This is a genomic window from Micromonospora sp. NPDC047753 (genome assembly GCF_040642735.1).
GTDB lineage: Bacteria > Actinomycetota > Actinomycetes > Mycobacteriales > Micromonosporaceae > Micromonospora.
This window is the reverse complement of sequence record NZ_JBEYSL010000142.1, coordinates 1-13,949: the sequence shown is the minus strand read 5'-3', so window position 1 is coordinate 13,949 and position 13,949 is coordinate 1. Positions and strand designations below refer to the sequence as shown.

The 13,949-nt window shown below is 72.3% G+C and carries 14 protein-coding genes; 5 read left to right on the top strand and 9 right to left on the bottom strand.

What is annotated here, in order from left to right; translation table 11 throughout:
* A partial coding sequence (locus tag ABZ749_RS14715; protein ID WP_357227703.1) for an extracellular solute-binding protein occupies positions 1-820 on the bottom strand: 820 nt, incomplete at its 3' end.
* Between the two features lie 137 nt (positions 821-957).
* Between ABZ749_RS14715 and ABZ749_RS14710 the strand changes: the two genes are divergently transcribed.
* Positions 958-1,791 (top strand): phosphoribosylaminoimidazolesuccinocarboxamide synthase, encoded by an 834-nt coding sequence (locus ABZ749_RS14710; RefSeq protein ID WP_355008173.1) that lies wholly within the window; start codon positions 958-960, stop codon positions 1,789-1,791.
* 5 nt (positions 1,792-1,796) lie between these two features.
* Here the strand turns inward: ABZ749_RS14710 and glpK are convergent, their stop codons facing one another.
* Positions 1,797-3,281, bottom strand: coding sequence for a glycerol kinase GlpK (glpK, locus tag ABZ749_RS14705; RefSeq protein WP_357227700.1), 1,485 nt, complete (start codon positions 3,279-3,281; stop codon positions 1,797-1,799).
* A 101-nt stretch (positions 3,282-3,382) separates the two neighbouring features.
* Here glpK and ABZ749_RS14700 point away from each other — a divergent pair, with 101 nt between their 5' ends.
* Complete coding sequence (locus ABZ749_RS14700; protein ID WP_091406120.1) at positions 3,383-4,321, top strand: ribose-phosphate pyrophosphokinase; 939 nt, start codon at positions 3,383-3,385, stop codon at positions 4,319-4,321.
* A 311-nt stretch (positions 4,322-4,632) separates the two neighbouring features.
* On the opposite strand, the gene ABZ749_RS14695 is transcribed toward ABZ749_RS14700, so the two are convergent.
* Positions 4,633-5,088, bottom strand: coding sequence for an ATP-binding protein (locus ABZ749_RS14695; protein WP_357227697.1), 456 nt, complete (start codon positions 5,086-5,088; stop codon positions 4,633-4,635).
* A 119-nt stretch (positions 5,089-5,207) separates the two neighbouring features.
* Here ABZ749_RS14695 and ABZ749_RS14690 point away from each other — a divergent pair, with 119 nt between their 5' ends.
* Entirely contained in the window at positions 5,208-6,332 is a 1,125-nt protein-coding gene (locus ABZ749_RS14690) for a DUF5931 domain-containing protein (RefSeq protein ID WP_357227695.1), read from the top strand.
* A gap of 23 nt (positions 6,333-6,355) precedes the next feature.
* Complete coding sequence (locus ABZ749_RS14685) at positions 6,356-7,009, top strand: response regulator transcription factor (RefSeq protein WP_196924633.1); 654 nt, start codon at positions 6,356-6,358, stop codon at positions 7,007-7,009.
* A 7-nt stretch (positions 7,010-7,016) separates the two neighbouring features.
* Here the strand turns inward: ABZ749_RS14685 and ABZ749_RS14680 are convergent, their stop codons facing one another.
* From ABZ749_RS14680 to ABZ749_RS14670, 3 genes are all read right to left on the bottom strand, one after another.
* Positions 7,017-7,589: a DUF5709 domain-containing protein gene (locus ABZ749_RS14680; protein ID WP_099848385.1), complete on the bottom strand. Its 573-nt coding sequence runs from the start codon at positions 7,587-7,589 to the stop codon at positions 7,017-7,019.
* A gap of 88 nt (positions 7,590-7,677) precedes the next feature.
* Positions 7,678-8,469 (bottom strand): ATP-binding protein, encoded by a 792-nt coding sequence (locus ABZ749_RS14675; protein ID WP_357227692.1) that lies wholly within the window; start codon positions 8,467-8,469, stop codon positions 7,678-7,680.
* A complete protein-coding gene (locus ABZ749_RS14670) occupies positions 8,469-9,467 on the bottom strand; it encodes an SDR family oxidoreductase (protein WP_357227689.1) in 999 nt (332 codons plus the stop codon). Before ABZ749_RS14670 ends, ABZ749_RS14675 begins: the two co-directional genes overlap by 1 nt.
* 222 nt (positions 9,468-9,689) lie before the next feature.
* Here ABZ749_RS14670 and ABZ749_RS14665 point away from each other — a divergent pair, with 222 nt between their 5' ends.
* A complete protein-coding gene (locus tag ABZ749_RS14665; RefSeq protein WP_355008166.1) occupies positions 9,690-10,889 on the top strand; it encodes a glycosyltransferase in 1,200 nt (399 codons plus the stop codon).
* Positions 10,890-10,934: 45 nt separating this feature from the next.
* Here ABZ749_RS14665 and ABZ749_RS14660 read toward each other — a convergent pair whose 3' ends face one another.
* From ABZ749_RS14660 to rsgA, 3 genes are read right to left on the bottom strand one after another with little or no spacing between them, the layout of a single operon-like run.
* Complete coding sequence (locus ABZ749_RS14660) at positions 10,935-11,822, bottom strand: hypothetical protein (RefSeq protein ID WP_357227687.1); 888 nt, start codon at positions 11,820-11,822, stop codon at positions 10,935-10,937.
* 26 nt (positions 11,823-11,848) lie between these two features.
* Entirely contained in the window at positions 11,849-12,667 is an 819-nt protein-coding gene (gene hisN / locus ABZ749_RS14655) for a histidinol-phosphatase (RefSeq protein ID WP_357227685.1), read from the bottom strand.
* A 28-nt stretch (positions 12,668-12,695) separates the two neighbouring features.
* Positions 12,696-13,772: a ribosome small subunit-dependent GTPase A gene (gene rsgA / locus ABZ749_RS14650; protein ID WP_355008164.1), complete on the bottom strand. Its 1,077-nt coding sequence runs from the start codon at positions 13,770-13,772 to the stop codon at positions 12,696-12,698.
* Positions 13,773-13,949 lie beyond the last annotated feature (177 nt).

Genomic DNA, 13,949 nt, shown 5'->3' with positions numbered 1-13,949 from the left:
GCCGGGCCGGCTCGCCGCTGTCGGCCTGCTCGACCAGGGCCGCGCTTGGCGTGGCTCGGCTCCGACGGGCCCGCTGCCACAACTCGAACCACGCGATCAGCTCGTCCGCGCCGAAGCCGAGCTGGTTGCCCCGGTAGAACTCGCCGCCCTGCGACCGCAACCAGAGCCAGAGTGCCCGGTAGTCGCCCGAACCGTCCATGGTGCCGGCCACCCGGCGGTCGCTGGCCTCGGTGACCTGCGTGGCCCAGGAGATGTAGTCGGGCCAGGTCATCCCGGCGCGGGGCTCCGGCATCTCCAGCTCCCGCAGCAGGTCCCGGTTGAACACCACCACGGCGTGGGTCTGCCCGGCGGCCACCGCCATCGTCCGCCCCTCCACCGTGCCGTAGCGGATCAGACCCTCCGGCAGGCCCCGAAGATCCAGGTGGTGGTCGGTGAGGTCGAGAATGACCTGACGCTGGGTGTACTCGGTCAGCATGGCGTCGTCGATCTGGATCAGGTCCGGTACGTTCCCGCCGCCCGCCTGGGTGGCCAGCCGGTCGTAGTAGCCGTCGGCGCCCTGCCAGGTGACCCGGAAGGTGACCCGGGGGTTGCGATCCGAGTAAAGCCGCAGCGCCTTCTCGGTGAGCTCGGCCCGTTTGGTGCCACCCCACCAGAAGACCGACAGCTCGACGGGCCCGTCCTGGGTCGAGGTGGCGGCGTCGTCACTGCACCCTGCCAGTCCGCCGGACGCGAGCAGAGGTGCGCCGAGCAGCGCGCTGAGCAGTCGGCGCCGACCCGGGTCCGCGCCGAGGCGGTCGAGCGAAGGGCGAACAACGGGCACGGGGCTCTCCTGGACCTACGGGGGTGGCGGTCGGACCATTCACGCAGGCAGCACACGAAGGTGTCAACGTCCGTCCGGTCACCCTCGGCAGGGTGGTCGAATCAGGCCCCGCGATCTCGCGTGGTGTACTAGGGCGCGTGGAACTTCTGCACTCGGGCAAGGTCCGGGACGTCTACGCCGACGGCGACGACCTGATCCTGGTGGCCTCGGATCGCATCTCGATCTACGACGTGGCGCTGCCGACGCCGATCCCGGACAAGGGTCGTCTGCTCACCGCGCTCTCGCTCTGGTGGTTCGAGCAGCTCGCCGACCTCGTGCCGAACCACGTCATCTCGGCCACCGACGTGCCCGCCGAGTTCGCCGGGCGGGCCATCCGCTGCCAGCGGCTGGACATGCTCCCGGTCGAATGCGTCGCCCGCGGATACCTGACCGGCGGCGGCCTGCGGGAGTACGAGAAGACCGGCGCGGTCTCCGGCGTGGAGCTGCCGCGAGGGCTCGGCGAGGCGTCGATCCTGCCCGAGCCGATCTTCACGCCGTCGAGCAAGGCCCCGGCCGGCGAGCACGACGAGCCCATCACGTACGACGACGTGGTGGACAAGGTGGGTCAGGCCACCGCCGAGCGGCTCCGGCAGATCACCATCGACATCTACCGGCGCGGCGCCGAGCTGGCCGCCGACCGGGGCATCCTGGTCGCCGACACCAAGATCGAGCTGGGTTGGGCGCCGGACGGCACCCTGGTCCTCGCCGACGAACTGCTCACCTCCGACTCGTCGCGGTTCTGGCCGGCCGAGTCGTACCAGCCGGGCCGGGTGCAGTTCTCCTACGACAAGCAGTACGTACGGGACTGGGCCACCGGCAGCGGCTGGAACAAGCAGGCTCCCGCCCCGGACATGCCGGCCGAGGTGGTCGAGGCGACCCGGGCCCGATACATCGACGTCTACGAGAAGCTGACCGGCAACCGCTGGGAGTGACCGGCTCACTCCACCCAGTCGAGGGTGCGCTGCACTGCCTTGCGCCACTGGCGCAGCTCCTGCTCGCGTAGCTCCGGGGCCATCGCCGGCTCCCACTGCGCGTCGGAACGCCACTGCGCCCGCAGAGTTGCCAGGTCCGGCCAGAAGCCGACCGCCAGACCCGCCGCGTACGCGGCACCCAGGCAGGTGGTCTCGGTGATCCGGGAACGGACCACCGGCACGTCGAGCACATCGGCGAGGCACTGCATGAGCAGGCCGTTGGCGGTCATCCCACCGTCCACCCGGAGACGGCGCAGCGCCACATCGGAGTCGGCGTTCATCGCGTCGACCACCTCGCGGGTCTGCCACGCCGACGCCTCCAGCGCCGCACGCGCCAGATGTCCCTTGGTGATGTAACCGGTCAGGCCCGCGATGACCCCCCGGGCGTCACTGCGCCAGTGCGGGGCGAACAGCCCCGAGAACGCCGGCACCACGTAACAGCCGCCGTTGTCGTCCACGGTGCTGGCCAACTCCTCCACCTCGGCGGCCGTGGAGATCAGCCCGAGGTTGTCCCGCAGCCACTGCACCAGTGAGCCGGTGACCGCGATGGCGCCTTCGAGGGCGTACGCCGGTGGTTGGCCCTTGATCCGGTAGGCGACGGTGGTGAGCAGACCGTGCGTCGACGGGACCGGGGTGGCGCCGGTGTTGAGCAGCAGGAAGCTGCCGGTGCCGTAGGTGCATTTCGCCTCACCCGGCTGGAAACAGGTCTGCCCGAACAGAGCGGCCTGCTGGTCGCCGAGCGCACTGGCCACCGGCACCCCGGCGAGCACCCCGCTCGCCGTGCCGTACACCTCTGCGGAGCAGCGGATCTCCGGCAGCATCGCCGCCGGAACACCCATCGCGTCCAGCAGATCCGGCGCCCAGTCGAGGGTCGTGAGGTCCATCAGCATGGTCCGGCTGGCGTTTGTCACGTCGGTGACGTGCTCGCCGGTCAGCTTCCAGATCAGCCAGCTGTCCATGGTGCCGAAGAGCACCTCGCCGCGGTCGGCGCGCTCGCGCAGGCCCTCGACCTCGTCGAGCAGCCAGCGCAGCTTCGGCCCGGCGAAGTAGGTGGCCAGCGGCAGGCCCGTGCGGGCCCGGAACCGCTCCTCGCCGTACGCCGAGGCGAGCTCGCGCAACAGCGGCCCCGTCCGGGTGTCCTGCCAGACGATGGCGTTGGCCACCGGGCGGCCGGTGGCCCGGTCCCAGACGACAGTGGTCTCCCGCTGGTTGGTGATGCCGACAGCGGCCAGCCCGGACGCGTCGGTGCCGGCGGCCCGCAGCGCCTCGGCGACCACCTGCTCGACGTTGTCCCAGATCTCCTCGGCGTCGTGCTCCACCCACCCCGGTCGGGGGAAGATCTGCCGGTGCTCGCGCTGGGCCACGGCGACGATGTCCCCGGCCCGGTCGAAGACGATGCACCGCGAGGAAGTGGTGCCCTGGTCGATGGCGGCGACGTACTGGGGGGTCACCGCAGCACCGTACCCGGACGGCGGCGCGGCGCGACAGGCGTCACGGCGGGTTCCGGCCCGCCGCCGTCGGCGGCCGTCCGCTTCCCCTACGATGTGCGAACGTGCGCGACATCGCAGTTTTCAGTGGAACCGCCCATCCCGACCTGGCTGCCGAGATCTGCGCCCACCTGGGGGTGCCGCTGCACCCGGTGCGGGTCTCCCGGTTCGCGAACGACTGTCTGGAAGTCCAGTTGCAGGCCAACTGTCGGGAGCGGGACGTCTTCCTGATCCAGCCGTTGGTGCCGCCGGTGCAGGAGCACCTGGTCGAGCTGCTACTGATGATCGACGCCGCTCGGGGCGCCTCCGCCGGTCGGATCACCGTGGTGCTGCCGCACTACGCGTACGCCCGCTCGGACAAGAAGGACGCCCCACGGATCTCGATCGGCGCGCGGCTCGTCGCTGACCTGCTCACCTCGGCCGGGGCGGACCGGGTGCTCGCGATGACCCTGCACTCGCCGCAGGTGCACGGCTTCTTCAGCGTTCCGGTGGATCACCTGCACGCGCTGCGGGAACTGGCCACCCACTTCCGGCGCTACGACCTCAGCAACACCGTGGTGGTCTCGCCCGACCTGGGCAACGCCAAGGAGGCCGCAGCCTTCGCCCGGCTGCTCGGCACTCCGGTCGCGGCCGGGGCGAAGCAGCGGTTCAGCGACGACCTGGTCAAGATCAGCGCGGTGATCGGCGACGTGACCGACCGGGACGTCATCGTGCTGGACGACGAGATCGCCAAGGGCAGCACGGTGGTCGAGCTGATGGAGCATCTGCGCGGCCTGAAGGTCCGGTCGATCCGGCTCGCCTGCACGCACGGCCTCTTCTCCGGTGACGCGTTGCAGCGGCTCAGCGACCAGGACGGCGTCCTGGAGATCGTCTGCACCAACACGGTGCCCATCCCGGCCGCCAAGCGGGTTCCCAAGCTGCAGGTCCTGTCGGTGGCCCCCGCCCTGGCCGAGGCGACGCGCCGAATCCACAACGGAGAATCCGTCTCCGCCCTCTTCGCCTGACCCCAACCCGCGCCCAGCCCGGCGGGCCTTGCGCCCTGCCTCGCCCCGCGCCGTACCTGCCTCCGCCGATCTTGCAGTTTCGGTTGTCGAAAAGCGTGAATTGCCACCGATGTCGGGACAGTAAGTGCAAGATCGCGGCTTGACCCTGTGGATCATGGAGTTGTGGTGCCTGGTTTGGCGTCATTCGAGGACTTTGTCACCCACCACAACTCCATGATCGACGGGGGCGGGGCGGGGCGGGGCGGGCCGGGAGCGGGGCGGGCCGGGAGCGGGGCGGGGCGGGGTGAGGCCGGGGGTGGGGCGGCGGCGGGTTAGTGCGGGGTGTGGTTGTGGTTGGTTAGGCCGGTGGTTATGCGGACGGTGGTGCCGGCGGTGCCGGTGACCACCTCCATCGCGTCGGTCAGCTCGCGGGCCAGCCAGAGGCCCCAGCCGCCGGCGGTGTCCGGGGCGGGCCGACTGCGGTCGCCCAGCCGTTGTGGGCTGATCCCGTGCCCGTGATCGGCGACCTCGCAGATCAGCGCACCCGACTCGTGCCAGAGTCGCAGCCAGCCGCGCCCGCCGCCGTGCCGCACCGCGTTGGTGATCAATTCGTTGATCGCGAGCACGAAGTCGTCCAAGCGTTGGCCGCTGAGGCCGGAGGCATGCGCGCAGGAGGTGACCGAGTGTCGAATCTCGGTCACCTGGGCCTGGTCAAAGGCTTCGGCGATCAGGAGGGCAGGTTCGATGGGCACAACCGTACGCGGTGCGTGCGGATCTGCGTTTGTCATGGGCCCGTCCCGGCGGCACATCTCGGAGTAATTCGCGGCTTTTCCACCGTACGTCAGGGTTTCCTGAACCGCACTCGCTGCTCGCCGTGTGCCGGACCGGTTGTGGCATCCTGACCGCCATGCCGTCGCCGCCGGGTGGGTTCGAGGTGCCGCTGTGGCGTGCGCTCACCGTATTCAGACTGGCCTCCCTGGCGTACGTCTGCGTGCTCGCGGTGCGCGACGCCGACCGGTACGCCCACCCGTACGCCGTCGGTGCCCTGATCCTTTTGATGATCGCCTGGACGGGCGCGACAGCGGTCGGGTACGCCCGGCCGGCCTGGCGGCGCTGGCCGCTGCTGCTGGCCGACCTGGGGGTGGTGATGGCCATCGTGCTGGCCACCCCGTGGGTGGTCGGCCGGACGGCGCTCGCCCACGGCGTACCCACCCTGGGGGTGGCCTGGATGGCCGGCCCGGTGCTGGCCTGGGCCGTCTCCGGTGGCCGGCGGCGGGGCACTGTCGCCGCGCTGCTGGTCGCCGGCGCGGACCTGGCCACCCGGGAGCGGATCGGTCAGTCCTCGTTCACCGGGGTGATCCTGATGCTGCTCGCCGGGGTGGTGGTCGGGCATGTGGCCCGGCTCGCGGTGAGCGCCGAGGAGCGGTTGCAGCGTGCGGTGGAGCTGGAGGCCGCCACCCGGGAGCGGGAGCGGCTGGCCCGGGACATTCACGACTCGGTGCTCCAGGTGCTGGCGCTGGTGCAGCGGCGCGGCGCCGACCTGCCCGGGGAGGCCGGCGAGCTGGCCCGGCTGGCCGGTGAGCAGGAGGTTGCTTTGCGGGCGCTGATCGCCGGGGCCGGCCCGGCCGCCGCGAGCCTCCCGGACGGCGGCGAGGCGGTGGACCTGCGGACCCTGCTCGGCCGGTACGCCTCGGCGGCGGTGGCGCTCTCCGCCCCGGCCACTCCGGTGCCGCTGCCCCGGCGGGTGGCCGCGGAGTTGGCCGCCGCGACCGGCGCGGCCCTGGACAACGTGGGGCGGCACGCCGGCGGGCGGGCCTGGGTGCTGATCGAGGACGAGGGGGCGACGGTGACCGTGTCGATCCGCGACGAGGGGCCGGGCATTCCGGACGGCCGGCTGGACGAGGCGGCCGCCCAGGGCCGGCTCGGCGTGACCCAGTCGATCCGGGGACGGGTGGTCGACGTGGGCGGCACCGTGCGGATCGTGTCCGCCCCCGAGGCGGGCACCGAGATCGAGCTGAGCGTGCCGAGGTGACGGCGGCGAACCCGGTCCGGGTGATGGTGGTGGACGACCATCCGATGTGGCGGGAGGGCGTGGCCCGCGACCTGACCGAGGCCGGTTTCCTGGTGGTGGCGACCAGCGGCGAGGGACGACAGGCCATCCGGGTGGCCGCCGCGGCCCGGCCCGACGTCGTCGTCCTCGACCTGCAACTACCCGACATCTCCGGCGTCGAGGTGATCCTGGGGTTGCGCGCGGCGCTGCCGGCCGTACGGGTGCTGATGCTCAGCGCCAGCGGTGAACAGCAGAGCGTGCTGGACGCGGTGAAGGCCGGGGCCACCGGTTATCTGGTGAAGTCGACAGCGCCCGCCGAGTTCCTGGAGGCGGTGCACCGCACCGCGGCCGGCGACGCGGTCTTCACGCCCGGCCTGGCCGGGCTGGTGCTCGGCGAGTACCGCCGGCTGGCCGCCGGGCCGGGGCGGGGGACCGGCCCGGCCGGCGCTGCCGAACCCGCGACGCCCCAGCTCACCGAACGGGAGACGGAGGTGCTGCGGCTGGTGGCGAAGGGGATGTCGTACAAGCAGATCGCCCAGCGGCTCGGCCTGTCGCACCGCACCGTGCAGAACCACGTGCAGAACACCCTGGGCAAGCTGCAACTGCACAACCGGGTCGAGCTGACCCGGTACGCCATCGAACGCGGTCTGGACGACTGAGCGGACGTCAGACCGAGCGCGGCGGCTCCGTCTCGTGGATGGCCAGCTCCTCGGCGGTGGCTCCGCCCCCGGCCGATCCGGCGTCGTACGCCACCGAGTCGGTCTCCTGGTCGGTGTGCGCCCCCTCGTCGGGTTCCACCAGCCGGCCCACTGTGGCGTCGGCAACGGTGCCGAGCTGACCGTGGTCGTAGAGGGAGACCGGTGAGTTCGGGTCCGAGGTCGGCCCGGGATCCATCACGTCGGCGTCCAGCTGAGCCTCCGCAGCGGCTTCCAGGTTGTCCGCCTCGAAGGCGATCTTCGGGTCGATGGTGCCGGCCAGCGGGTCGTCCGCCGGGCGCTCGTAGACCTCGCGGTCGAGCTTGTAGTCCAACGACTCACCGTCGAGCTGCTCCTCGGCGGTCGTGCCGAACCGGTCCACCGCCACCGGCGTCCGGTCGCCGGGCAGTTGGGCCGGGTCCGGGCCGTCCGCCTCGCGCCCGGTGAGGACGTCGTCGTTGGCGGTCGAGTCGTCATCGGCGGTGTCGGGCAGCCCTTGCGCCTCGGTGTCGGACACGGGGGTCGGGTACTCGTTGTCGCGCATGTCTGATCACTACCCGCTGCCCTGCCGCCGTAACCGGGCGGCAGTCGACGGTACGGCGCCGAATCGGGCGCCGATGGCGAAAGCCCCGTCAGGCGGCCTCGTCGTCGGGGTGCAGCACACACCAGACGACCTTGCCGTCCGGTACGGCAGTGCTGCCCCAGCGGCGGGTCACCGTGTCGATCAGCAGCAGTCCCCGACCGCCGGCCCGGTCTGGTGGGGACATCCCGGCGAACGTCGGCTGACGCGGGGAGTGGTCGCGAACCGCCAGGTGCAGGGTGGTCTCCCGGGGCGCCAGCCGAACCGTCATCGGGGTCCGGGCGTGCGCCACCACGTTGTTGACCATCTCGGTGATCGCGATGCACGCCGGGTCGGCGAGCGTCGGCATGCCCCAGCGCTCGCAACCGGTGGTGACCAGCTCGCGCGCCTGCCTGGCGGCGCCCACCGCCGGAGCCAGCTCGGCGGTGAGGACCGCCGCCAGTGGTGTCGCCGCCACAGCGGCCAGCGCCCCGTCGAGCGTCGGCCAGGCCGGTACCCCGGCGAGCGCGGCGTCCGGCTGGGCGGGCCCGTCCACCGCCGGGTCACACAGCAGCAGGTCCGCGGCGGGCCAGTCGGCGACCTCCCGGCGTACGTCGGCGAAGACGTCGCGCCCGGCCGGGTCGACGACCCGCAGGCCGGTCACGTCGGCCACCACCGGGCCGGGCCGGGCCAGCAGACGGGCGAGCAGCGCGCCGCGTACCGCCTCGGCACCGGCGGCATCGAGCACGCCGGTCAGTCGGACCACCGCTGACGACTCGTCGATTTCCACGAGACAGCTCGACATGATCGCCCCATTGTGCGCGCCGGTGACGGTCAGCGCATTCGGGCGCTCGACATCGGCCATCAGCGGTCCGACCGGGAGCGGCGGTTGATGGCCGCCAGGGTGCCGACAGCGGTGCCGGCGGCGGCCAGACCGAAGGCGGCGGTCATCCGCGCCAACTGTCGCCGCCGACCGTGCCAGCCACCGTCCTGGCGCGCCTGAGCATCGGGGTGGAACACGTTGCCGCTGCTGTCCACCCGGGCGCCCGGGCCGAACTGGGTCCGGTGGGCGTACCAGCCGAGCGTGCGCTCGACCAGCGCGGGCGCCAGCCGCCACTGCAGGCCGATCAGCCGCGCGGCACCGCCGGCGTACGCCTCGCGTCGAGGCCGGCGCAGCAGCCGGACGATGGTCTCGGCCACCACCTCCGGCGGATAGATCGGAGGGGGTGGCACCAGCTCCCGGCCGCTGTGGTTGCCGGTGTGCCGGAAGAACGGGGTGTCGATCGTGGCCGGCAGCACGGTGCAGACGGAGATGTGACCGCGACCGGTGACCCGCAGCTCCTGTCGGACGGTGTCGGCCAGCCCACGGATGCCGTGCTTGGTGGCGTTGTACGCCGACTGGTACGGCATTGCCACCTCGGCCAGCACCGAGGCGTTGTTGACCAGCACACCGCCACCGGCGGCACCCAGGTAGGGCAGGGCCGCCTTGATGCCGTGCACCGTCCCGAGCAGGTTGACCTCCAGCACCCGGCGGAACTCGGCCACCGGGATCTCGTCGAACAGCCCCACCGCGCTCACCGCGGCGTTGTTCACCCAGGCGTCGATCCGGCCGAATTCGGCCGCCGCCTGGTCGGCCAGCCGCCGCACCGACTCCAACTCGGTGACGTCGGTCGGTACGACCAGCGCCCGGCCGCCCAACTCCCGGCAGCGCTGCGCGACCTGTAGCAGGGCCGGCTCGCTGCGGGCGGCCAGCACGACGGCGGCACCACGGCGGGCCAGCGCGTACGCGGTCGCCGTGCCGATCCCGCTGGACGCACCGGTGATCACCACTGTCGAATCGGCGAGACTGCGGGTCAGCGGCATTTCTGAGCGGTACCCCCGGCCGGGCCTGGTCACACCGACGACGGCTTGTCGATCATCGTCGAAGTGCTGTCGCGTGTCGCATGTGCTTGCCGTGGCGCAAGTGTCGGTGGCACTCGCGGGGACTCTTCCTGATCTGCCAGGTTTCGGCTCAGCGTCGCGGGGTTAATGGGACGCTCTGACCGGGAGGACCACCGCCGAGGAAAGATCGCAGGGAGGTGACCCATGCGCGTCGGCCTCGTCTGCGCGCACGCCAGTTCCTACCGCCACGCCGACGGCCCGCCGGTAGGCACCCGACAGCACACCGCGAGGGTCGCCGCCGAGCTGGCCGAACGAGGCCATGACGTCCGGCTCTACGTGCGCCGGGACGACCCGACGCTGCCGGCGACGATGAACGTCGACGGCTACCAGGTGCACCAGGTGCCCGCCGGCCCGCCCACCCCACTGCCCACCGCCGAGCTGATCCCGTACGTGACGGAGGTCGGCCGCTGGCTGGCCGACGAGTGGTCGGGGTCCTGGCGGCCCGAGGTGGTGCACGGGCACTACTGGGTCGGTGGCCTGGCCGCCGCGCACGCCGTCCGGGAGACCGACATTCCGGTGGTGCAGACGTTCCACTCGCTCGGCATCGAGCAGCTGCGTCACCTGGGTGGTCACTACGACGGGCCGGGCCAGCGGATCACGCTGGAGCGCGCGTTGACCCGGGCCGTCGACATCGCCGTGGCCCAGTCCAACGACGAGGTCGACGAGCTGACCCGGATGGGTCTGCAACGCAGCTCGGTCGCGTTGGTGCCGGCCGGCGTCGACATCGACCTGTTCCATCCCGACGGCGAGGCGGCACCGCGCGAACAGCGGTCCCGGATCCTCTCGGTGGGCTCGCTGGCCGCCGGGCACGGCCAGGAGGACCTGATCCGGGCGATGCGGCTGGTCGGCGACGCCGAGCTGGTGATCGCCGGCGGGCCGCCGGCCGACCAGTTGGTCAACCACGCCGAGGCGCGACGGCTGCGCGAGTTGGCCGAACAGCTCGGCGTCGTCGACCAGGTACGGCTCGTCGGGGCAGTGCCGCACGACCAGATGGCCACCTGGTACCGGTCGGCGGACGTGGTCGCCTGCACGCCGCACTACTCCTCGGCCGGACGGGTCTCGCTGGAGGCGATGGCCTGCGGTGTGCCGGTGATCGGCTACGCGATGGGCGGCCTGGCGGACGCCGTCGTCGACGAGGTCACCGGCCGCCTGGTGCCCCCCGGTGACGTGCGGGCACTCGGAGTGTCGCTGCGCCGGCTGCTCGGCGACAACGCCGGTCGGTTCGCGTACGGGCACGCCGCTGTGGACCGGGTGCGCAGCAGCTACACCTGGGAGCGGACCGCCGGTGCGCTGGAGCGCCTCTACGAACGGGTGGTGAGCCGCCGCAAGCCGGTCGAGGCGTGAGTCGGCGGTGCTGCGGGACCTCAACCGTGGTGCGGTGCCGGACGGTCAGCCCGGCTGGCCGGCACCGACCATGGCGGGGTCCCGACGGCGTGTCACCGAACGGTGCTGCTGCGGTTCGGCGTACCGGGTCAGGCCGATAACCGCGGCCAGGGTCACCAGGAAGCCGACCACGGCCAGCCACTCCCGCCCCGGCCAGATCTTGTCGTTGAGCAGCAGCAGGCCGACGATCGCGGCCGGCACCGCGCCGGCGGCGTCCATCGCGGCGACCGCGGCGGTCGTCGAGCCGCGCTGCATGGCCAGACCGAGCAGCAGTTGACCCACTATCGAGTGGGCGATCAGCAGGTAGAACAGCGGGTCGGCGAGGAACGCCTCGGCGGACGGCGCGGATGCCAGTGGCCGGGCGGCGACAGCGGCCGAGCTGAACGCCAGCCCGGCGAGTGAGCCGAGGGCCACCGAACCCGGCGCCCCGTGCAGTCGGACGGCGAAGAAACCGAGCACCGCTATCACGCCCAGCGCCACCAGCAGGGCGATCGAGCCGGCGGTGCCGAGCTGCTTCGACGGCGCCGGCCGGGCGGACAACACCAGCGCGGTGATCCCCGCGAAGAGCAGCGCCAGCAGCACCACCTCCGCCGCCGGCAGCCGCCACTTCAACACCAGCACCCCGAGGATGGCGGTCACCCCGAGCCCGGCGGCCACGCTGGCCTGCACGAGGAACAGCGGCAGGTCCCGCCGGGCCAGGAAGGCGAGCACGAAACCGGCGATCTGACAGCCGAGACCGACCAGGTACGTCCGGTGCCCGGCGAGGCGCAGAAGCAGGCCCGGATCGAAGGTGTGGTGGACGGTGGTGCGGGCCGCCGCCACCGACTGGAGCAGATTGGCGAAGCCGTACGCGACGATCATCGCCGCGAGGAAGCACCAACCGGAGGAGACCACCTGGCGAGGATAGAGGTTGCCGGGGGTCAGCGCTCGGCTGGTCGGTTGAGGCGCACGAGGATGTCGGCGTGCAGCACACCGTTGGTGGCGACCACGCTGCTGTCGGTGCCCGGAGCACCGGCGGGAGCCGGTTGTCCGGCCAGATCCGTGACCGTGCCACCCGCCTCCGTGACGATCGGCACCAGCGCCGCCACGTCCCACACTGACAACTCCGGCTCGACCATCACGTCCAGTGCCCCCTCGGCCAACAGCATGTAGCCGTAGAAGTCGCCGTACGCCCGGTTGCGCCAGCTGTTCCGCATCAGGTCGAGCACCGCGTCGAGCCGCCCGGCCTCCTCCCACCCGTTCAACGACGAGTAGCAGAAGCTGGCATCCGCCACCCCGCGCACCGCGGACACGCCGATCCGCTCACCGGTCGCGGGGCCCGGCCCGGCGTACGCGCCCGCGCCCGCGCTGGCCCACCAACGTCGTCCGAGCGCTGGTGCGGACACCACGCCGACCGCCGGCCGATCGCCGTCGTAGAGCGCGATCAGGGTGGCCCAGATCGGCACGCCACGGACGAAGTTCTTGGTGCCGTCGATCGGGTCGATGATCCACCGGCGGCCGTTCGGGTCGGCGGACGGCTGCGCGCCGAACTCCTCACCGAGCAGCCCGTCGGCCGGTCGATGCTCGGCCAGCAGGGCGCGGATCTCCCGCTCCACAGCGGTGTCCGCGTCGGAGACCGGGGTCAGGTCGGGCTTCGCCTCGACGCGCAGGTCGAGCGCGCGAAACCGGGCCGTGGCGATGGCGTCGGCCCGGTCGGCGAGCAGGTGGGCGAGGGCGAGGTCGTCGGCGTACCCGGTCATGCCGGCAACCTAGCCCACGCCCGTCGCGTCACTCGTCGGGGCCGCGCCGGTCATCCTCGCCGGGGCCGCGCTGGTCGCTGTCGCCGCGCGAGTCGCCCTCGCCCGCCCGGGAGGCGAGCAACCGACGGTACGAGGCCAGCCGGCGCGGGTCGGCCTTACCGGCGGCCACCCAGGCGTCCAGCCCACACTCGGCCTCGTCGGCCGTGTGGGGACAGTTCGGTGGACAGTCGACGGTGCCCTCGACAAGGTCCGGAAAGCCGTGCAGCAGGCTGTCGGCCGAGACATGCGCCAACCCGAAGCTGCGGATCCCGGGGGTGTCGATGATCCAACCCGGGTCGGTGTCGATCCCGGGCACCGGTGGCAACCGCAGCGCCACCGCGCTGGTCGAGGTGTGCCGGCCCCGGCCGATCGCGCTGACCACGCCGACCGCCCGCAGCGCGTCCGGAACGAGGCGGTTGACCAGCGTCGACTTGCCCACGCCGGAGTGCCCGACCAGCACCGACACCTTGCCGCTGAGCAGCGCGCGGAGCGCGTCGAGGTCGGAGTCGGGGCGGTTGAGCACGTACGGCAGCTCAAGCTCGGTGTAGTAGCCGAGCACCTCCTCCGGCCCGGCCAGGTCGGCCTTCGTGAGGCAGAGCAGCGGCTCGACGTCCGCGTCGTACGCGGCCACCAGGCAGCGGTCGATGAACCCGGTGCGCGGCGGTGGGTCGGCCAACGCGCTCACGATCACCAACTGGTCCGCGTTGGCCACCACGACCCGTTCCAGCCGACCCTCGGCGGTGGTCTCGTCGTCGTCGGCGGTGCGGCGCAGCACCGAGCGACGTTCGGCGATCCGGACGATGCGGGCGAGCGCGCCCTCCGCGCCGGACGTGTCGCCGACCAGGCTGACCCGGTCACCGACCACCACCGACTTGCGGCCCAACTCGCGGGCCCGCATCGCGGTGACAGTGGGCAGCTCGGCACCGACCACGCCGCGTTCGGCCCCGGAGAGCACACAGGTGTAGCGCCCTCTGTCGACGGCGATGACGAACCCGTCGACCGCGTCGGCGTGCTGCGGGCGGGTGCGCGTACGTGGGCGCGACGACTTTCCGGGCCGGACCCGCACGTCGTCCTCGTCGTACTCCCGCCGTTTGGTCGCCAGGACCTGTCCTCTTCTCGCGTCAGCTCTTAGTGAGCGTCCGGAAACCCCGCAGCGGCTGCGGCGGGCCCAGACGATGCGGCCGGTCACCGCGCAGGCAGCGGTGGTGATCGTCGCCCAACGGGTCTCCACGATCATCGACGC